Consider the following 20593-nt stretch of genomic DNA (forward strand, 5'->3'; position numbering starts at 1 on the left):
GTTCTAAATACTCTCTAGTAAATTTTTATTCTATTTTTGTTCTGAGCCTTTTGGACCCGTTTTATATTGATATTTTGACGGATTTACTTTTTTGAAGTCAGGATTTTTATAGAATCTGAATAAGTCGCCGTTTAGAACGTTATCGCTCATTTCTAAATCTTTTTCGACTTGTTGTTTATTTTTCTGTAAATCGGCTGGTTCTTTTGTTAATGGTTGATTTGTTTTATTATCATAAGCTTTGCCGTTTACATATTTATATTTCGGTGTGATGAAGTCACCATTTCTAAATGGTACTAATTGTGAATGGTCTTTAGATAATAAATCTGTACCCATCATCAAGTAGTTTTTAGAATCAATACCAACTAAATGCAATAGTGTTGGCATAACGTCTACTTGTCCACCATAAGTGTTATCAACGCCGCCTTGTTTACCAGGAATCTTCATCCATAAACCAGTGCGGTTCAAGTCCATGAATTTTGCTGGTGTAATATCTTCACCTAATAATTTTTCCATAGCTTTATTATGGTTTTCTGAAATACCATAGTGGTCACCGTAAATAATAATTACAGAATTTTTGTAAAGGCCTTTGGCTTTCAAGTCATTAATATATTGTTCTAATGATCTATCAAGATAATTTGCTGTTTGTACATATCCATCGACTGTTGAGTCACCAGTGTTTGGTTTCTCAATATCCGCATCCTCAGATGACAATGTAAACGGATAATGGTTTGTCAACGTAATAAGATGTGAATAGAATGGTTGTTTCATTTTAGATTGATAATCTGCTGATGCTTTAAAGAATGGCATATCTTTCAATCCTAAGTTTTCAATATTATTAGGACTCATATCATAATATGTTGCATCATAGAATTTATCGATACCGAAATGTTTATAAACTTGGTCACGGTTCCAGAAAGTTTTGTAGTCACCATGCATTACGTTACTGTTATAGCCTTCTTTTTGATCCAGAATAGCTGGCAATGATTGGAAAGTATTAGAGCCTTTCAGTGAATAAGCAGAACCTTGAGGCAATCCATATAAACTGTTATCCATTGTGAATTCCGCATCGGATGTTTTACCTTGACCAGTTTGATGGAAGAAGTTTGGATAATATCTGAACTCGTCATTACCTGAAGATAATTTATTCAAGAATGGAGTAACTTCTTTACCGTTTACTTTCTTGTTGATCAAGAATGTTTGGAAACTCTCTAAATGGATTTTGATAATATTTTTCTTTTTACCTGCACCATAATATTCAGGATTAGGCTGTGTTTGCTTTTGTTTTGTGTAGTTTAATACTTTAGTCAAATCATCTTCTGATGCCAATGCTTTTTCTTGGTTATTTTGAATTGTCTTAACACCATCATAAATTGTGAAGTTGTAAGGTCCTAAATATTTCACAAGATATTTATGGTCAAATGTACGTGTTAACAATTCAGGACGGTCTGTTTCAGCAAATGCTAAGTTTAAGAAGAACAATGCAACTGAAACGGCCATTACAACTGGTACAAATTTCTTGCTGAATGTACGTGTGCTTAACCATTGAGATTTAAAAATCAGTATAAATAAGTAAACAATTGTATCAATAAAGTATACAAAATCGTACCATTTAAATGAAGCTGATACTGCTCCGCCCATAGATTCAACATTACCTGCTTGGTTTAAGGTACTGAATGTCAAGAAGTCTGAGAAGAATCTAAAATAAACGACATTCGCATAAAGTAAAAATGTAAGTAAGAAACCGCCTACAAACATAAACCAAAATGCTTTCTTACCTTTAAAGAACAAGAATACACTTAATACCAGTGCGATTAAGCTGTATGGATTCATCAATAGAATCAAATTTTGAACTAATCCCTTAACTCCTAAAGAAAAATCAACATAATAAGCAAAGTATGTTTTTATACTCAACGTGATAAGCGTGAGTATGAAAAAGGCAAAGATGCTTATTTTCTTTTTCTGCAGACTCATGTGTGTCTCCCCCGTTATTATTTATTCATCTTAAATCACTCTATACATTAAAAACTAGGTTGAGATTAAAAGTGAAATCTGTCACTCACTACACGGAATTTCAAACAGCCCTTTTCTCAACCTCTTTGTTTCATAAAAAATTTGTTAAACATTATTTTTCGTTAATCATTTATTTACAATCTTCACTTTTTGTAATCTGTTTGTAACAAAAAGTACGTAGTACAGTAATTAAATATAGAACAATTCGGCTCGGATTTCAAGTAATAACCTAGTCATTTTTTACTTATTACACTTTATTTTTTATTTGTTAATTTTATAATAAGGTACAATGAAAACAAAGCTTAGCTACTGTTAAATCAAGCTTTTATTGTAATTAAAGAGTGTTGATAGCGTTAAATTATACACGCTTTTTCTTATTTTCAAATCAGACTCTAGACCTAGTGCTCCTTTTTAAAATACTGTGTGTACTTAGTTAAATAAAAAACTGACCGGATAATGTTATCCGATCAGCGTTCTATATTTTATATAGATAGACTCAATTTATTTTTGCATTTCTTGCAACATTCTATACTCGATACCATGAAACAGCTGTTGTACCCAGCTGCTGTATTTCATTAAATTATCTTCCGCCGTGTAAACATCGATGTATTGGAATTTTAATTTAGAGCCTTGCGGTTTTTGAGCGAGTTTAGTGAGATGATAGCTGGCAATCGTACCGATTTGCGGATAACTGCCTAGTGTATAATGATCATTTAACAAAATTATCGGTGAACCATCACGTTTTACTTGTATTGTGCCTCTTTTAACCGATTGATGAGGCGGCATATCTTCATAATATGCTTTTACCGGTTCTCCTTCTAAAATCATCCCTGCACGGTTAGCCTTGCTGGTTACTTTATATTCTTCACGCGTAAAACGATTCAATGTTTCTTCGTCAAAATCTTCAGCACCTTTGTTCAAGATGACATGAAACATATCTGACATATAGTTGAAAGATAGAGCATACCCATCAACACCCCAATCCGTTTTATGAGTATGTTTCAGATTATCAAACAATTTCAAATGACGTTCGGAGTAAGCACGTTTCATATTAATAGCATCACCAGCTTGTAGCTTGCGGCCTTCATATCCCCCGATGTGAGAGAGAAAATCAGTTGAAGTAGAGCCGAGCCACTCTTCTAACTCAACGCCGCCCCCTATTGCTAAATAAACACGAGAGGTACGATTAGTTTCAGAGAATTGAAGGACATCGCCTTTTTCAACTAAATATAATTTATTAGGCAAAATGCGCATCTGCTGTGTCCAAGCTTTAAAATTGCCTCCTGCTAAGGCAATCAAAGTCGGTTCAGTAAAACGTATGCGAGCCATTTTAGTCGTCATTTCTAGCGTTGCTTCATTTTTATCATTCGCAACCAGACGATTGGCCACTTCATGCGCTAAGAAATCAATTGCCCCGCCAGGTATCACGCCGTCATGTTCATACCCTTGACGTCCAAAATCTTGAAAGCTGGCAAATAAACCTGGATCTTCTATGATGATTGACATTATACTTCGCCTCCAATCTTATCGGCCTCTGGTTCAGTTGCTTTGAAGCGAATCGTATCGCCTAATTTCAGTAATGTAAAATCTTCTTTTGAAGGGTCGAATAACTTAACCGGTGTATAACCGATAACAATCCAGTCTCCATATGTATCAGTTGTAACGATACCGCTCTTTTTACCTTCTAAAATAACAGAACCTGCTGGAATATATTTCTTCGTATCTCCTGTGTGATTAATATATAAGCGCTCATTCATTCCTGTTAAATACGGAAAGCCAGGAGAATAACCCATCATGGAAACGAAATAAGTTTTTTGAGAGTGCAACTGAATAAAAGTTTCTTTATCCATATTATAAAATTCCAGTAATGCTTCTAAATCCGGCCCATAAGCTCCACCATAATAAACTGGAATTTCAGTCGGCATATTGACAGCATCTCCATGTTTAACTTCAATTTTGATAGATTGCAGCAATTCTTTCATATATTGGAAAGGCGACTTAATATGATGATGTTTAATCATACTTCTCGCATCGTAAACAATCATCATATCCGATTCAGTCGGCACAATTTCAGTGATAAAAGGATAATCTTGTTCTACTAAATAAGAACGTAATGCCAATAAATCTTCTGTTGTATTTTGGGTCACTTCTTTTTCCACCGAAACTACAATCGCTTGGTCACCTTGACTATAAATCTTCATAACGCACCTCGAATTATTATTGGTTATAAAACATATTCAATAAATCTATAATGTATAAAACAAGTATTTTCATGAAGTAATACACGAGTACCAGCTGTATCATCAACATTCCGCTCACTAATAAGCGTGCTGTCCGATAATAATGTCGCTTAATCAGTCGCTTAGAAACTAGTTTAGTGAGAAATGTTGCAGCAACTATTAAAATAACGATAATCCATAACATGCTGCCACCTTTATTTATACCCTTCATTTACTTTGATTGTTCTGAACATTATCAATTTTAAAGATTAATCCGAATATCGGCAACCTCTCGCAAACTATTTATTAGAAAAATTCGGGCTTGCCCGCTTCTCAACTTCTCTTTCAACTCATCAACCTGATAAGTTCGCAGCTGTAATTGTCCCTTATCCAACATAGCTTGGCGCATACATCCTTTTAAAAAATCATTTTCAAAAGGAGGTGTATACCATTGACCTTCTTCTTCCACAACTACATTGCCGATATCAAACTCCAACACTTTGCCAGCCGCGTCATAATACAAGACAACATCTGTAATGTGAGAGTGTGCGACGTGTCCCCGTTCTGAAGTTTTGCACGTATATTGCCATTCAGGAAATTGATAATCTATTAATTCAAAATGTGCGCTGAAACTACTCTTTTTCGGCAACTCCACAATCTGATGCGTTAAACTTCCATCTTTCTCCAACATGACTTTCAAGCGCCATACACCATTTGCATGTTTCGCACAGATTGCTTCCAGATAGTCTTCCCACTTTTCATTATCAAACCTATAGCCCAATCGTTCAGCTGACTGCGCAATTCTTCTCGTATGATAAACCTTTCTCGAAATCTCGCCTTCATCCACTCGCATCGTTTCAAACAAATACATTCTTCACTACCCCAATATCTTAGTTTTGGCTCTGAACTCTGACACCTCAGCTGCTGGATCCGAATCAATCGTAATCCCTGCACCCACGCCATAAATCGCCTTTCCTTCTATATACTGTATCGTTCTGATAGCCACATTAAATATTGCCTTCCCATCCGGCAACATTAAACCGATTGTACCGCAGTAACCATGTCGCGGCACTTCCTCTAACTGTTTAATATAGCGCATCGTACTGATTTTAGGTGCCCCCGTAATCGAACCGCACGGGAACAACGCTTCAAACAACCGCACCAAAGCAGTCCCTTGGCGCATCACTCCAGTCACCATACTCGTCATCTGATACACCGTTTCATAACGCTCAATATAGAACGGCTGATACACCTTCACACTTCCCGGAACCGCAATCCGCGCAATATCATTTCGCAATAAATCCACAATCATGACATTTTCCGCCCGATCCTTCTCAGAGTGCGCCAACCGTTCATAGAACATGTGATCATCCGCTTCATCAACGCCCCGAGGCATCGTCCCCTTCATCGGCTTGCTCAGCACCACATCTTGAGCCCCTTTAAATTCTCCCTTTTGGAAAAATAATTCGGGAGAGATGGAAGCCACTTGTAATTCCTCTGTATCTAGTAGTGCTGTATAATTTCCATGTGCAGTTTGGGTCAAGTACGCATATAATTCAGAAATTGGTACACGAATTTCATCATATAAACGCGTTGTATAATTAACTTGATACGTATTTCCAGCAATAATTGCCTCTTGAACCGCTTGAATATGCGCTTGCAGCATCTCATCAGGCATCCGGAACTTGAAGCAAAGTTGGGGCGGATGCTTCACTTCCGCTTTCACTGTAGCTTCAGGTTGTGCAAAGACATAAGCAGCCGCATAAACATAATCTGATGTTTCAGGAAGATTGACTTTCATATCAGAATCGAATGCCGGTGCTGCTTCATAAGGTAGATACACACCCACATATTCACCCTTTTTCTGATGAGCTTCCGCAAATGCAAGCACATCTTTGACTTCTTCTAAATGATAGGCTACAGAAGATGCTTGGATGCTTTCAAAATCATAATGATAGGTTTGATACTTAGTTTCATCTTCGTAATAACGAAAGTTAAATTTAGCTAACAACCCTTTCACCCGCTTTCTGTACAAACAGTCGAAATTGTTCATGCCCATATTCACTTAAAATAGATTCTGGATGATATTGTACTCCATACACAGGATAAGATTGGTGTTGAACCCCCATAATAATATGTTCTGCGTTTTCAGCGGTTACTTTTAATACTGCAGGAATTTCAGCAGGATCTGCCATTAATGAATGATAACGCATAACTTGAAATGATTGAGGCAACCCCTCAAATATGCCTTCTGCAGTAGTCGTAATGCTGGTAGTATGACCATGTACCGGACGCGTATTCGGTATGATAGAGCCGCCATAATACTCAATAATCAATTGAAAACCGAGGCATACTCCTAAGATAGGAATTTTACCCTCAAATCTTTCAAGAATTTGAAATAAAATCGGATAATCACTTGGACGTCCAGGACCTGGAGAAATAACCAATGCTGAAGGTTGAAGTGCTTCAAGCTCTCGCAGTGTTACCTCTGTACTATCTATTACTTTGATTTCCGAACCGCTTTCTACAGTCAGATAATCTACTATATTGTATGTAAATGAATCTTTGTTATCTATCATAATAATCATACGCTATACCCCTAACAAAATTGCTTGATTTAAATCTATTTTACAAAATAATCCACCAGAATGTAACACACCCCTTGCAGTCTGTCTTGATTTTGTCTTGTAAATATATTATTCTATCTAACGAATTCAATTAACAGAGGTTCCTAGCTGATACCCTCTATAAAAAACTAGACTTTTACTTCCAAACGTCTATCTTTTATAGAGATAGGCAATACAAAATTAAATTGTCTATCATGTCAACTTGGGCCTGAGAACTTGTATTTGTACTTACAGCAAAGCAGTTCATACAGCGTCCAATTTTTTTATTTTCAGCTAGACCATGAAAGATAAAGGAGCAATCAATTTATGTCAGCCCACACACTTGATGATAATAAAGCGCTGGTTGTATTCAGCGGAGGTCAAGATAGTACAACATGTCTTTTTTACGCAAAAGAAAAATTTGAAGAAGTTGAACTTGTTACATTCCAATACGGTCAACGCCATGATACAGAAATCGAAGTCGCAAAGAAAATTGCAGATGAGCAAGGTTTAAAACATCATATTCTAGACATGTCGCTGCTCTCCCAACTTACTCCTAATGCACTCACACAACATAATTTAGAAATTGAACAAACAGATGATGGCGTTCCTAATACCTTTGTACCGGCGAGAAATTTATTATTTTTATCATTTGCTGGAGCGTTAGCTTATCAAATCAAAGCACGCCATATCATTACAGGCGTCTGTGAAACCGACTTCTCAGGTTATCCCGACTGTCGCGATGATTTCGTTAAATCTATGAATGTCACATTAAACTTATCTATGGATAAAAACTTTGTTATCCATACACCATTGATGTGGCTAGACAAAAAAGAAACTTGGGCTTTGAGCGACCAACTCGGTGTCTTAGATTATGTACGTAACCAAACATTAACCTGCTACAACGGTATTATTGCAGATGGTTGCGGTGAATGCCCTGCCTGTAAATTACGTGCACGTGGTTTAAATGCTTATTTAGAAGAAAAAGGAGTGAAGTAGGATGTTACAACAAATTTACCCCAGTGTTTCTCATCCTTACGCGTTCGAATTAAATAAAGATTTTCATTTTGCAGCAGCCCACTATATCCCATGCGAAGATGCAGGTAAATGCGTGCGTACACATGGTCACACTTATTTTGTGAATTTAACGATTGTCGGCGATGAACTAGATCATAGCGGTTTCTTAATTAATTTCGCTTACTTAAAAAAACAAATACACGAACAATTCGATCATTATTTATTGAATGACTTACCGCAATTTAAAGACAAAATGCCGTCCACAGAAGTAGTAGCACAAACCATTTGTAAAATGGCTGAAGAAATACTAGAACAACAACCTAATCATCCGAAATGTGCGCAAGTATATTTACGTGAAACACCTTCCAGCTATGTTGTTTATCGACCAAAGGAGTTCCGCAATGGCTAAAATACCTGTATTAGAAATTTTCGGTCCGACTATCCAAGGTGAAGGCAGAGTCATCGGCCGCAAAACTATGTTTGTGCGTACAGCAGGTTGTGATTATCATTGCAGTTGGTGTGATTCTAAGTTTACTTGGGATGGCAGTGCAAAAGAAGATATTCAAATGATGACCGCTGAAGAAATTTATCAGCAATTAAAAGAAGTAGGCGGTGACTGTTTCAATCACGTTACAATTTCAGGCGGCAACCCTGCTTTAATTAAAGGAATTCAAGCGTTAGTGGATTTATTTGAAGAATATGGTATCGAAACCGCTTTAGAAACTCAAGGCAGTCGTTACCAACCTTGGATGCGCCAAATCAACGACTTAACTATCAGTCCAAAACCACCAAGTTCAGGTATGAAACCTAACTTGGAAATATTAGATAGTGTCATTGCTCAATGCGTACCTGAATCCTTAAATTTAAAGGTAGTTATTTTTGAAGACAGAGACTTTGAATTTGCTAAAAAAATTCATCACCGCTATCCTGATATTCCTTTTTACTTACAAGTCGGCAATCCTTATTTAGAGGAAGAAGTCGAAAACCATACCTCGCGTTTATTGGAACGTTATGAAAGTTTAGTAGAGACAGTAATGCACAGCAGCGATATGAATCAAGCTTATGTATTGCCGCAGCTGCATACCCTTCTTTGGAGCAATCAAAAAGGTGTATAAATTATATATTCTCATAAAGATTGTTCTGTTTTATCTATTTAAAACAGAGCAATCTTTTTTAATACTATGCTTCTCTTCTTTCGCAAAGTGTTTTCTAATGATTAAATCACTTATAATTTGATATAATACTTCAGTGAATAATAGTAGTCAGGAGACACATCATATGCTCGTTTACATAATTATCAATATTTCAATTATATTATTAGCAATCGGAGTCGATATGTGGCTGCACACCCCACGTCAATTAAGACTCAGCACACTATTAGTTGCTCTAGCAATCAATAGTGTCGTCGACATCTATATTATTGGTAAATATGATTTTATTTCATATTCACTCGTAGCTTTCATGATAATTTGGGCAGGACTTGCACTGCTTGCAGATTGGAAACTGCGCCCGATTGTCTTTGAAACTCAAAAATTTGTAGCATTTATCGTGTTTACGCTGATGAGCATCTCCTTCTTTATTATATTTAATACAAGTGAAGATTCTTATTACATGTCCATTCCTTATTTATCTCCTGCATTCTTTTTAATAGGTGCCTCTCTGTTATTTTTAAGTACTTTTCAGAATAGCGATGAAAAAGGGAAACATCAATCATCTAAGAAAATACGTAATCAATTAACTATAGGCACTATATTAATAGTGTTATCTTTCATGATAATGACATTACTTACACCTTTTTGGTATATTTTCGTAATTATATATTTAATTTTAATCTTGTTTTTATTATGGATAAAAATGTTTTAGCACAAATTTGATTATTTAACGATTATCCCTTCTGTCTGAGTGGTATAGAAATAAAAGCAAAACAAAAAGAACAATTTTGTTAGAGAGACAGGAGGAAATTAAAATGGGATTAATTATAATGTTAATTGTCGGCGGGTTAATCGGTTGGTTAGCTGGCGCAATCTTAGGTAAAGATATTCCAGGCGGAATTTTAGGTAATATTATTGCAGGTATCATTGGTGCTTGGTTAGGTTCAGCTATTTTCGGACATTGGGGACCTAGCTTCGGCGGCATCTCAATTTTCCCTGCGTTAATCGGTACAATTATTTTAGTAGCCATTGTATCATTTATTTTCGGTGCAATGCGCAAACGTAAATAATAGGATGTTACAGCTAATATAAGACTTTGATAGATAGAATCGAAGTTCAAATTTATTTTGAATTTCGGTTCTATTTTTTTGCGCGAATAAATTACGTATAATTTTATACTTTTACTTTTTAGCTATCTAATTAATAGTATTGCAGATAAGTTGTTTGTTACAATTAAGAAAAAGGGCAAAGGAGCGACTCATTTTGAAGAAGACCACAAAGTTGAATAACGGTTTGAAAATGCCGCGTGTAGGTTTCGGTGTTTATAAAATTGATGAATCACATATGAAACCCGCAGTGAAAGCTGCAGAAAAAGCTGGTTATCGTTCATTTGATATAGCCTATATCTATAAAAACGAAAAAGAATTAGGTGAAGCACTTAAAAAAGGTGATATTCCTCGTGAAAAATTATTTATAACTTCTAAAGTATGGAACGATTTTCAAGGTTATGATAGTACAAAAGAACAATTTGAGGCTTCTTTAAAAAGACTAGGAACTGATTATCTTGATCTTTATTTAGTGCATTGGCCATGCGAAGAAGACGGCTTATTTATCGAAACATATAAGGCAATGGAGGAACTCTATAAAGAAGGACGCATCAAAGCGATTGGTGTGTGCAATTTTGAGCAGCATCATCTTGAAAAGTTGATGGCTGAAACAGAAATTGTACCTGCAGTAAACCAAATTGAATGTCATCCTTACTTAAATCAGCAAGAATTACAAGAGTTCTGTGATCAACATGATATCAAAGTAACTGCTTGGATGCCTTTAATGCGCGGTCGCGGGCTATTTGAAGATCCAGTGATTGAAAAACTCGCTAAGAAATATGAAAAAACACCTGCCCAAATTATTTTAAATTGGCATTTAATGCATAATCGTATCGTAATTCCTAAATCTAAAACTCCTTCTAGAATTTACGAGAACTTTGATGCTATCAAATTCGAATTAAGAGAGAAAGATGTCAAAAAGATTGATAAACTAAATAAAAACTTACGCCAAGGCAAACATCCTGACGATGTGAAAATCGGCACTTTAAAATAATAAAACTCTTGACGAGACTGGGACATTACTTGTTTCAGTCTTTATTTTATTGGTGAGAATAATTATCAATAATTCAGAAATCTGACACAAAAGAATGATAAGTTACTATTTCATCCTTTTGTAACTAAAATAGATAATAAACATCTCAAAAAACATTGTTCATAGAGTCATATCACTCTTAAAGTAACTTTTTCAAATAAAATTAAAGGTTGATTATTTTTAATTTACTATTCTTTCATTATCATAAATAAATTACTATTTTTATTTGTTCCCCTTCTCCTTATACTAGAGATGAGTCGAAGTGAATCAAAAGGAGAATGCTTTATGATTACTAAAAATGATGTTGTAGCGAATGTTGTGACCGACTATCCTAAAACTGCAGATGTCTTCAAACATTCCGGAATAGATTTTTGCTGTGGTGGACAAGTGACTATCGAGAAAGCAGCAGAAGATAAGAAAAAAGTAGTATTAGAAGATTTATTAGCAGAATTAGAAACAGTAAGTAAACAAGATAATAGTTCTGAAGGACTTAATCCTAAATATCTCAGTATTCCTTCGTTAATCCAATACATCCAAGATGCATATCATCAACCTATGAAAGAAGAATTTAAAAATTTAACACCTTATGTTACTAAATTAGCGAAAGTCCACGGTCCAAATCATCCGTATCTTCTAGAATTGAAAGATTTATATACGACTTTTAAAAATAATATGTTAGAACACACTGAAAAAGAAGATAAGGAAGATTTCCCTCAACTGATTGCCTTTGCTGAAGGAAAAAACGTTGAAAATATTAATGCGATTATTCAAGATTTAAAATCGGATCATGATAACACAGGAGTTATTTTACGAAAAATGGAAGAACTCACAAATGATTTCCAACCTCCTGTTGAAGCGTGCGGAACTTGGCGTTTAGTATATACTAGAATTGCTGCTTTAGAAAAAGCAACATTGCAACATGTTCATTTAGAAAATCATGTACTCTTTGAAAAATGTCTGCAACAAGAAACCAACTAATATAGCAGTACATTTTCTGATCAGATAGAGAGGCTCGGACAAAGTATTGTCCCAGCCTCCTCTATTTTTTATAATCTCGGAATCGAAACAATCATTTTGGTGCCTTTACCTGGGATGCTTTCTGCTTTAATTGTTCCACCGATTTGCGTTGCTAATTCGTTAGCAATATACAGACCTAAACCAGAACCTCCAGTTTCATTATTCCTTGAATGTTCAACTCTGAAAGTACGCTCAAAGATACGAGATAGATGTTCAGGCTGAATGCCTATTCCTTTATCTTGAATTATGATATCAATATTTTGATCATTTTCAGCCAGCGACAAATTAATTGGACTGCCTGATGAAGAAAATTTCAAAGCATTATCTATTAGATTGGTCAGAATACGTTCTAAAGGACGAGGATACTGTTTAAAGGGTTCAAATTGATTACAAAAATTCACTTCTAAATTACGTAAATCTAGTTTCATTCGTTGTTCGTAGCCGCTTAAAATTGTAATAAGCAGTTGATCAATTTGTATCATTTCTACCGCTTCTTTATTAGGTAATTCCAATGCTGCAACATTCGTCAATTCATCAAACATATTTGAGAGCCTTTTAGACTGTTTAATCAAACTTTCGTAAGCCGCTTCACGATCATTCTCATTCTCAATCACTCCGTCTCTTAAACCTTCCGAGTAAGAAATGATGCAAGCGAGCGGGGTTTTTAAATCATGTGCAAGATTTTGAATCAGTTCATATTTTTCTTGCTGCTCAGATTTAATTTGTCTCATCTGTTCTGTGATTTCTTTTGCCATCTTATTAAAAGAATGACTGAGTTCTTTGATTTCACGGGGAGAATTGAAATTAATCGGTTCCATTTGGTAATTGCCATTTGCAAACTCTTTAGTTTTAAGATTAAATACTTTAATTCGTTGTACAAGCGGGGTTAAAAATAAACTGCAGATCAACAGTGCTAAACAACTTGAGATTATCGCACTAATGGTCAGTAGGGCCGTGGTATGACCGTTAAATAACATTAACTTATAGGCCATACCTAAAATTGTGGATGCCAATAAAATACTTGAAAGTACTCCAATAATAACTTGAGTTCTGATTGAAAACATCAACTTTGTTTCCTTTCGAAAGTATATCCCAGTCCCCAAACTGTCTTAATTGTATAATCATGATAGTTGAATTGCTCGAATTTTTCACGTAAACGATGGATATGCACGTTGACTGTGTTCACATCTTCGTAGTAATCATATTGCCATACTTCTTGAATCAATTCTGATTTTGAAATGACTTCATTTTCATGTTTTCCTAAATACCACAACAATTCAAATTCTTTAATACGTAAGTTGACGGGTTCATCATAAATGAGTGCGCGTTTCTGAGTATCGTTCAATTCAAGTGCGCCAAATCTAAGGCTAGACTGCAAATTCATACATTTTCGTACACGATTTAGCAGATTGTTTGCGCGAAGTACTAACTCTCGAGGGCTGAATGGCTTGGTCATATAATCATCTGCACCTAAAGTCAGTGCATAAATAGTATCTTGTTCTTGAGTCTTAGCGGATAAGTAAATAAATGGGATGTCGAGTTGCCTCTGTTTCATTTCTTTAACAACATCGTAACCGTTGAGTTCAGGCATCATAATATCTAAAACAATTAAATCAATTGAATCATTTAAATGTTGAAGTGCTTCTTCACCATTCGAAGCAGTTGTAACAGTATAACCTTCATATTCAAAGTAGGTTTGGCAGATATCTACAATGTCTTTTTCATCGTCTACGAGCAGGATGTGATTCATGTTTGTATTCACCTTTTTCTTTAATATATAGGATCATAGATTTTAAGGATATCTTATTAAGAACAGCGGGATTCATAAGAAGGATAATAAAAAATGCAAGTTGTACCGGATAAGTAAAAATCATATCCGATAGAATATAATTTAGCATAACAAACGCGCCAAAGAAACTCGCAATTTGTGACATTATTCCGAACAATAATCCTAGACCGATGGCTATTTCCCCTAAAGGCACTACAATATTGAAAATTCCTGTAGTATGAGCGACGATGTGTTCAAAAAATAATTTAAACCATACAGGTGAATCTTCATTCTGAATGACCACAGGCACTAAACCATTGATAGTAAATCCACCTGTTAATTTTTCCCAGCCTTGTGCAAATATATAACCGCCTGAACCTGCACGAATAATGAAAATAATAATATACTGTACAATGTGTTTATAATTTTTCATGTTTATTCTCCTTTAAGATGTAGTTTGATTTAAAAATGAAGTTGGGTTGATTGTCTCCCAACTTCATTGTGTGTTTTATTATTTTACTTTTGCTGCACCGAAAATCACGTGCGCTTTCTTGCAATAAATAGTCACTTCATTATATTTATCTAAATCTGCACCTTGAATATCGAAGGTTTGTTCTGGCTTATTATAGTCTACCATTTCCAATTGTTTACCTTCTTTGATATTACCGTCTTTAGTCAAATACACATATAAATCAGGTCCTTTAGCTGATTTGAAATCTGTCAGCATAATTTTGCCATGTTCAATCTTTACGTTACCTTCTACATGTTCTTCGCCAGATTTAAATTTACCTGTCAGTATTTTATGTTCCTTATCACTGTGTTGATGATCATGATGCTCTGTTTTATTATCCTTATGGTTTTCTTCTTTCTCTTGGTTTCCACATCCGCCTAAAATAATTGCTGTAGTTAAAGAAGCTGCTGCTATCCAATATGCTGGTTTCATCTTAACTCCTCATTTCTCTATTTATTTGAAATATGTTGAGTTAATTATATGTTGAACCTGAACGTCATACCATTAACTGTTTATTAATTGAAACATAACTTTTCATCGTGTCGAAATTGTGTCGATAAAAAAGAAAAGCCAAGACATTAAAATGTCTCAGCTCCGCTCCCAATAAGCATTAATCTGCTTTATCTTTACGTTCTTTCTTCTCTTTTTTATCTTTATGACGTTTATCTCTATGATGTTTATCTTCGTCATCATCTTCTTCGATTTCTTCTTTACGCTCTTCGTTATATTCATATTTTAAAATAACAGTAATGATTTGATGATTTTCAACTTCTGAAATAATCCATCTATCATAGAATGTATCTACGTAATCATTTTGTTGCAAGTTTGTGTTGTGTGCTTGCAACCAACCGCCGATAGTATCGATGTCTTCTGAGTCTTCAAATTCGATGCCGAAATCATCTGTTAAATCTTCGAGTAATACGCGACCGTTAATTTGGTAAGTATTTTCTCCGAGTTTAACCACATCATTTACTTCATTTTCATCGAATTCATCTCGAATTTCACCGACAATTTCTTCTAAAATATCTTCCATGGTTAAAATACCTGCTGTACCGCCGTATTCATCAATAATCAAACTGATATGCACACGTTCACGCTGCATTCTGATCAAAGCATCGCTAATACGCGTAGTTTCTGAAATTAATGGAAGTTCATGAATGTAATTAGCAATTTTAAGCGGTTTGCCTGAAGCATACTCAGTTAAGAATTCCTTCACATTGATGAAACCTTTGATATGGTCTTTATCTCCATCTTCAGTAATCGGATAACGTGTAAATTGATATTCTTTAATCGTTTCTAAAAGTTCATCCACTGTAAAAGGTTCGTTTAAAGTGACCATTTGCGTTCTTGGTACCATGACATCTTTAGCTTGTCTCTCATCAAATGAAAAGATATTTTGCATATAAGCTAATTCTGTCTGATTGATTTCACCGCTATTATAACTGTTGTTGATAATCATTTTGATTTCTTCTTCAGACATTGCATCGTTGTTTTCGTCGGGATCAATTCCAAAGATGCGAATAATCATACGCGCTGAGCCATTCATTAACCAAATTAATGGTTTCATGACTAAGCCGAAATAATAAAGCGGACGTGCATATAGCAAGGCAATCTTCTCAGTGTGTTGAATCGCAAAGGTTTTAGGTGCTAACTCACCTAATACTACATGCAAATAGGTTACAACTAAGAATGAGATCACAATTGAAATGGTTGTATTTAGGGCACCTGGTAAAGGTAATAATTCAAAGACAGGATGTAATAATTTAGAAAAGACAGGTTCTCCTAACCAACCTAATCCTAAAGATGTAACTGTGATACCAAGTTGACAGGCTGATAAATAATAATCAAGATTAGTAATCATTTTCTTGACCACTTTGGCACTACCGTTACCCTCTGATATCATTTCTTCAATTTTTGTTGCTCTTACTTTTACTAAAGCAAATTCAGATCCTACAAAGACTGTAGTTAAAGCGATTAAAAATATAAATATAACTAAATTTATTATGGTCGTACTATCCAATTAGTTCCCTATTGCTAGGGATTCACCTCCAAAATTATATGCCGCTGTGTACGGCATTGATGTAAATTTCGTAATGCTTAATGTTACACGAATTAAAGCTACATCCTTCCCATGATCACAGCGACACCTCCCAACTAGCGTAAAATCTAACAAGAATATCATACCATAATAGCAAGTGAAATAGTAAATTTTTTGGATTGAATCACTCGGAATTCCATCACACCATTTCATCACAATTTTAAAGTACTTTTTCGAAAAAAACAGCTGATTAACCGGACAATAAAACGCTTTAGTTTATTATCCTTAATCAGCTGCTTTATCCAATATATTTATTTACCTACCACAGTAAATAACATTTTAAAGTGAGCCCGAATTAACAGGCTCACTTTATCTATAATGCGCTAAATCGAATTGAATTTCAAATTTAATTATTCATCCATAGATTCTGCCGCTGCAATTTCATCTGCTGTTGGTTTACGTTTCAATAAACCGTAGATGACAGCACCGATAACAGAACCGATAGCAATGGCTAATAATGTTTGTAAAGAATGGCTCCAGTCTGTACCGAAGATGACGAAGATACCACCATGCGGCGCGTGGATAGAAGAGCCTAATGCAAGTGCGATTGCTCCAGCTACACCTGAACCAACCATCATTGATGGAATAACTCTTAATGGGTCAGCTGCTGCAAATGGGATTGCGCCTTCTGTGATAAATGAAGCACCCATTACAAAGTTAGGAACGATAGAACCACGTTGTGCTTTAGTAAATTTACGTTTGAAGATAAGCATCGCTAAAGCGATTGCGATTGGCGGCACCATACCACCGACCATTGCTGCAGTAATTGGAGCTGCATTACCTTCTGTTAAAGCTGCTGTTGCGAATACATAAGCGGCTTTGTTGAAAGGTCCACCCATATCAATAGCCATCATTGCCCCGATAACAAGTCCTAATAACATGATATTAGCACCTGATAAACTGTTTAAACCGTTTAATAATAAATGGTTAATCCAAGATGCTGGCGGGTTGAATACATAAATCATGAGTAAACCAGTGATTGTTACAGATAATACTGGATAAATTAATGTAGGTTTTAAACCTTCTAATGATTGAGGCATACGGCGAGTCATCGCTTTAATACCTTCAGTTAAATAACCTGCTAAGAAACCGGCAATAATACCGCCGATGAATCCTGAGTCACCGCTGATTGCTAACATACCACCAACTAAACCTGCTGCCATACCTGGTTTATCTGCAATACTACGAGCAATGAATGCAGCAAGGATTGGAATAATTAACGCGAAGGCACTGTTTTTACCTATATTCCATAATTGTTCAGCGAAAGCATTGTAATCTGAAGATTTCGGATCAAATGAGTTAGTACCGAACATAAAGGCAATTGCCATTAAGATACCGCCGGCAATAACCAATGGCAACATATTAGAAACACCATTCATCAAGTGTTTATAAATTGTTTTACCGACACTTTGTTTCTCAGTTTTACCGCCATTTTGACCTTGTGCACCTTTGCCATGTCCTTCTTTTGCTCTAAACGGTTCACGGTCTGTTGCTAACGCTAAGTCGATTAATTCTTCAGGACGTTTAATCCCATCTGCTACAGGAACTTGAACTACATTTTTGCCGTCAAAGCGGTCTGTTTCAACATGCACATCTGCAGCCACAATAATACCGTTTGCTTTTTCAATATCTTCTGAAGTCAAACGGTTTTTAATACCGCTTGAACCATTCGTTTCGACTTTCATTTTAACGCCCATTTTTTTGGCTTGTTTAAGCAATGCATCTTTAGCCATGTACGTATGGGCAATACCTGTAGGACAAGCAGTTACACCAAGAACATAAGGTTCATCTGATTCTGATTTATCACCTTCAGCAGCTGGATCTACACTTGCTTCTTCCTCTTCATCTGGTGCTTCATCATCTGCTTTATCAATAATTGCTAATACTTCCTCAGGTGTTTCAGCATGCAATAATGCTTCTCTGACCTTATCATCCATTAAAATACCTGATAATTTTGCGAGTGCATCTAAGTGTGTTTGAGCACCGCCTTCAGGAGCTGCAATCATAAAGAACAAATGTGCAGGTTGACCATCTAAACTTTGATAATCTACCCCTTCTTTAGACTTTCCGAAAGCGATGGCTGGTTTTTTAACCGCCGCTACTTTCGCATGCGGAATTGCAATTCCTTCTCCGATACCTGTTGTACTTTGTCCTTCTCTTGCAAAAATAGCTTCTTTGAAAGCTGCTTTGTCACTTAAAATGCCTGCTTGGTCTAATTGATCAACTAGTGTATCAATAACGCCCTCTTTAGTCGTTGCATCAACATCCATTGCGATTGTATCGCGTGTTAACAATTCAGTTATTCTCATGCATTGTCACTCCTTTTCCAAGTCCGTCAAAACTATTTTTTCCCTTACTGCTTCGATGTCTGCCTTTCCAGCTAAATCATCACTGAATGCGGTTGCGGTACCTGAGGCAACTGCATTGCGAAATGCTTCTGGTACGTTCATTCCATTTTCTAGACCTGCAATCATACCAGCCACTGTGCTGTCACCAGAGCCGACAGTATTGATTACTTCACCTGTCGGAACTTCAGCTTTGATTTGATGTTTATCATCAATATAAATCGCTCCATCACCGCCGAGAGATACAATGACTGCATGTGCACCCTTCGCCAATATCTCTGTACCGAAACGCACTACATCTGCATCTGATTTAATTTGTGTATTGAACATTACTTCCAACTCATCTTTATTCGGTTTTATAAAGAAAGGATGGTAAGGTAATACCGCTTCTACCAAATGTTTCTCTGCATCTACTACTAACTTCGCGCCTGTTTCTTTCGTGATTTGTGCAATTTGCACATAAGCATCATCCGGGATACTCTTAGGCACGCTGCCTGCTACCACAACTGTGTCTTCTGCTGAAGTTTGTTTAATTTGAGAAAGTAAAGATTGGAAAGCTTCTTCTGAGATAGCGGGCCCATTAGCGTTAATTTCTGTTTCTTGTCCTGACTTTAATTTCACATTGATTCTTGTATCTTCTTCTACTTCAATGAAGCCTGTCGGAATTTGCGCACTTTCCAAAGCATTTTTAATAAATGCACCCGGAAAACCTCCGATAAAACCTAAAGCTGTGGAATCCGTATTTAAAGTTTTCAATACTCGAGAAACATTAATACCTTTGCCTCCAGCAAATTTGTAAGTTGCATTTGCGCGATTAAGCCCTCCTGTGGCAAAATCAGCAACTTTCATTACATAATCAATAGACGGATTGAATGTTACCGTATATATCATGATTGTCCTCCTTCTAATACGAATTGTTTATGATAGGCTTTGATATCTTGGCGTTGCAATGCTTTGTTGGAAGTTACAATCAAAGCTTGTTTTTGTTTTGGCAAATGAACGTTTGCGAAGTAAGTATGCGCGAATTTGGATGAATCGAGTAAAATAAAGATTTGTCCTCCCGATTGCATGGCCGTTTCTTTCACATAAGCTTCTTGTTCATCAGGCGTAGACAGCCCTTTCTCTAAATCCACACCATTCATACCAATAAAAACTTTGTCGAAATGATATCTTTTTATTGTTTCTATAGCTTTCGGACCAACTGCCGCCAAAGTATTCGGCTTAACTTCTCCACCGATGACGATAGTTTTAAACCCTTTTTGTAATAATGCTTCTACATGAGTCAGTCCGTTAGTTACGGCGACGATATTTTGAGCGGTGATATAGTTGATCATTTCATAAGTTGATGAACCGGCATCAATATAGATACAGTCATTATCTTCCACTTTCAGAGCAGCTGCTTTCGCAATTTCTCTTTTTTCTTGTGTATTGCGTCCTTTCTTCTCAGACAATTTAGGTTCACTGAGTGAAGTTGTCTTTAAAGTAGCACCGCCATGTACACGTTGCAGTTTACCTTGATGCTGCAACTTAGATAAATCGCGGCGAATAGTGGAAGCACTGCAGCCTGTCATCTCAATCAATTCTTGCAAAGTCAGAAATTCTTTCTCCTTTAATAAATTGATAATGACCTCAAATCTTTTTTCCGTAATCATATCGTCACCTCATTTCTATTTCATTATAATGTTTCCGCTTACATAAATCAACCAAAATCT

The 20593-nt window shown here is 35.9% G+C and carries 22 protein-coding genes; 7 read left to right on the top strand and 15 right to left on the bottom strand.

Annotation, left to right across the window (positions count from 1 at the left end):
- Positions 1-30: 30 nt before the first annotated feature.
- From ltaS to CKV71_RS10520, 7 genes are all read right to left on the bottom strand, one after another.
- Positions 31-1971 (bottom strand): polyglycerol-phosphate lipoteichoic acid synthase LtaS, encoded by a 1941-nt coding sequence (gene ltaS, locus CKV71_RS10490; RefSeq protein WP_095106548.1) that lies wholly within the window; start codon positions 1969-1971, stop codon positions 31-33.
- A 540-nt stretch (positions 1972-2511) separates the two neighbouring features.
- Positions 2512-3516 carry a 5-oxoprolinase subunit C family protein gene (locus CKV71_RS10495; RefSeq protein ID WP_095106550.1) on the bottom strand — a complete coding sequence of 335 codons (1005 nt, stop codon included), beginning with the start codon at positions 3514-3516 and terminating at the stop codon, positions 2512-2514.
- A complete protein-coding gene (gene pxpB, locus CKV71_RS10500; RefSeq protein WP_095106552.1) occupies positions 3516-4211 on the bottom strand; it encodes a 5-oxoprolinase subunit PxpB in 696 nt (231 codons plus the stop codon). The genes CKV71_RS10495 and pxpB overlap by 1 nt, the downstream gene beginning before the upstream one ends.
- Positions 4212-4227: 16 nt before the next feature.
- Positions 4228-4461, bottom strand: a complete 234-nt coding sequence (locus tag CKV71_RS10505) for a hypothetical protein (RefSeq protein WP_157738600.1) — start codon at positions 4459-4461, stop codon at positions 4228-4230.
- 30 nt (positions 4462-4491) lie between these two features.
- Positions 4492-5100, bottom strand: a complete 609-nt coding sequence (locus tag CKV71_RS10510; protein WP_095106556.1) for an aminotransferase class IV — start codon at positions 5098-5100, stop codon at positions 4492-4494.
- A 6-nt stretch (positions 5101-5106) separates the two neighbouring features.
- Positions 5107-6240 (bottom strand): chorismate-binding protein, encoded by a 1134-nt coding sequence (locus CKV71_RS10515; RefSeq protein WP_095106558.1) that lies wholly within the window; start codon positions 6238-6240, stop codon positions 5107-5109.
- Positions 6230-6817: an anthranilate synthase component II gene (locus CKV71_RS10520; protein ID WP_095106560.1), complete on the bottom strand. Its 588-nt coding sequence runs from the start codon at positions 6815-6817 to the stop codon at positions 6230-6232. Before CKV71_RS10520 ends, CKV71_RS10515 begins: the two co-directional genes overlap by 11 nt.
- Positions 6818-7162: 345 nt before the next feature.
- On the opposite strand from CKV71_RS10520, the gene queC reads away from it, so the two are divergent.
- The 7 genes from queC (at position 7163) to scdA (ending at position 12120) form a co-directional block, all read left to right on the top strand.
- Positions 7163-7834 carry a 7-cyano-7-deazaguanine synthase QueC gene (gene queC / locus CKV71_RS10525; RefSeq protein WP_095106562.1) on the top strand — a complete coding sequence of 224 codons (672 nt, stop codon included), beginning with the start codon at positions 7163-7165 and terminating at the stop codon, positions 7832-7834.
- A gap of 1 nt (position 7835) precedes the next feature.
- A complete protein-coding gene (gene queD, locus CKV71_RS10530) occupies positions 7836-8261 on the top strand; it encodes a 6-carboxytetrahydropterin synthase QueD (protein WP_095106563.1) in 426 nt (141 codons plus the stop codon).
- Positions 8254-8967: a 7-carboxy-7-deazaguanine synthase QueE gene (gene queE, locus CKV71_RS10535; protein WP_095106565.1), complete on the top strand. Its 714-nt coding sequence runs from the start codon at positions 8254-8256 to the stop codon at positions 8965-8967. The genes queD and queE overlap by 8 nt, the downstream gene beginning before the upstream one ends.
- 163 nt (positions 8968-9130) lie before the next feature.
- Positions 9131-9715, top strand: a complete 585-nt coding sequence (locus CKV71_RS10540; RefSeq protein WP_095106567.1) for a hypothetical protein — start codon at positions 9131-9133, stop codon at positions 9713-9715.
- Positions 9716-9818: 103 nt separating this feature from the next.
- Positions 9819-10073 (top strand): GlsB/YeaQ/YmgE family stress response membrane protein, encoded by a 255-nt coding sequence (locus tag CKV71_RS10545; RefSeq protein WP_095106569.1) that lies wholly within the window; start codon positions 9819-9821, stop codon positions 10071-10073.
- 229 nt (positions 10074-10302) lie between these two features.
- Positions 10303-11103 carry an aldo/keto reductase gene (locus CKV71_RS10550; protein WP_157738607.1) on the top strand — a complete coding sequence of 267 codons (801 nt, stop codon included), beginning with the start codon at positions 10303-10305 and terminating at the stop codon, positions 11101-11103.
- Positions 11104-11427: 324 nt separating this feature from the next.
- Positions 11428-12120: an iron-sulfur cluster repair di-iron protein ScdA gene (gene scdA / locus CKV71_RS10555; protein ID WP_095106573.1), complete on the top strand. Its 693-nt coding sequence runs from the start codon at positions 11428-11430 to the stop codon at positions 12118-12120.
- 68 nt (positions 12121-12188) lie between these two features.
- Here the strand turns inward: scdA and CKV71_RS10560 are convergent, their stop codons facing one another.
- The 8 genes from CKV71_RS10560 to CKV71_RS10595 form a co-directional block, all read right to left on the bottom strand.
- The gene (locus CKV71_RS10560; RefSeq protein ID WP_186824436.1) at positions 12189-13226 is read right to left on the bottom strand and encodes a HAMP domain-containing sensor histidine kinase; all 1038 of its coding nucleotides are present in this window, start codon (positions 13224-13226) and stop codon (positions 12189-12191) included.
- Positions 13223-13909, bottom strand: a complete 687-nt coding sequence (locus CKV71_RS10565; protein ID WP_095106577.1) for a response regulator transcription factor — start codon at positions 13907-13909, stop codon at positions 13223-13225. The genes CKV71_RS10560 and CKV71_RS10565 overlap by 4 nt, the downstream gene beginning before the upstream one ends.
- Complete coding sequence (locus CKV71_RS10570) at positions 13881-14360, bottom strand: DoxX family membrane protein (protein ID WP_095106579.1); 480 nt, start codon at positions 14358-14360, stop codon at positions 13881-13883. Before CKV71_RS10570 ends, CKV71_RS10565 begins: the two co-directional genes overlap by 29 nt.
- Positions 14361-14438: 78 nt before the next feature.
- Complete coding sequence (locus tag CKV71_RS10575; protein WP_095106581.1) at positions 14439-14870, bottom strand: DM13 domain-containing protein; 432 nt, start codon at positions 14868-14870, stop codon at positions 14439-14441.
- A gap of 178 nt (positions 14871-15048) precedes the next feature.
- Entirely contained in the window at positions 15049-16458 is a 1410-nt protein-coding gene (locus CKV71_RS10580) for a hemolysin family protein (RefSeq protein WP_095106583.1), read from the bottom strand.
- Positions 16459-16886: 428 nt separating this feature from the next.
- A complete protein-coding gene (locus tag CKV71_RS10585; protein WP_095106585.1) occupies positions 16887-18845 on the bottom strand; it encodes a PTS fructose transporter subunit IIABC in 1959 nt (652 codons plus the stop codon).
- Positions 18846-18851: 6 nt separating this feature from the next.
- Complete coding sequence (pfkB, locus tag CKV71_RS10590) at positions 18852-19772, bottom strand: 1-phosphofructokinase (protein WP_095106587.1); 921 nt, start codon at positions 19770-19772, stop codon at positions 18852-18854.
- Complete coding sequence (locus CKV71_RS10595; RefSeq protein WP_095106589.1) at positions 19769-20533, bottom strand: DeoR/GlpR family DNA-binding transcription regulator; 765 nt, start codon at positions 20531-20533, stop codon at positions 19769-19771. Before CKV71_RS10595 ends, pfkB begins: the two co-directional genes overlap by 4 nt.
- Positions 20534-20593 lie beyond the last annotated feature (60 nt).

Origin of the sequence: Staphylococcus piscifermentans, assembly GCF_900186985.1 — a bacterium.
In the GTDB taxonomy this organism is placed as follows: Bacteria; Bacillota; Bacilli; order Staphylococcales; family Staphylococcaceae; genus Staphylococcus; species Staphylococcus piscifermentans.